1 pseudogene is annotated in these 466 nt (G+C 58.4%); it reads right to left on the minus strand.

From position 1 onward, the window contains the following. Positions 1-466 (minus strand): annotated as a pseudogene (locus E0D98_RS25815) (conjugal transfer protein TraO); the annotation flags it as partial.

Raw genomic sequence — 466 nt, forward strand, 5'->3', positions numbered from 1 at the left:
GTTGCCAGACTGGCCTCCTGCAGACGTGGTTGTGGTGATGTGCCGGTACCGGGTGGTGAGGCGTGTGAGCTTATCCCGGGAGCACCAGTGGTACCCCACATTGCAGCCGCCACTACCGGGGGGCGGGCGTCAGGATGCTGTGTGTTGATGCGGGCAAGCAGTTTTTGTAACGCTTCCCGCTGTTTTTCCCGGGCTGTTTGATCTGCCTGAGGGGGCGTTGATGGTTGACCAGAACCCTCGGCCTGGTCAGCAGGCTGAGTATCCCTTCTTTGATTCTTTCCGTGATCAGTATCCAGTCCCCTGGGCAGACTGGCGATGAACGTCTGGTTATTACGTAATGCTTCTGCGGCCCCGCGCTCATTGTCAGCACGCAGTAAATCCCGGTAGTGCTGTGACTCCACCACGGTCCGCCCGCTGCCTGTTGTCGTGCTGTTGATATTGACTGACGAGAGCGATGCGCTGTTTT

The organism is Escherichia sp. KCJ4928, from assembly GCF_004352695.1.
Lineage (GTDB): Bacteria > Pseudomonadota > Gammaproteobacteria > Enterobacterales > Enterobacteriaceae > ECMA0423.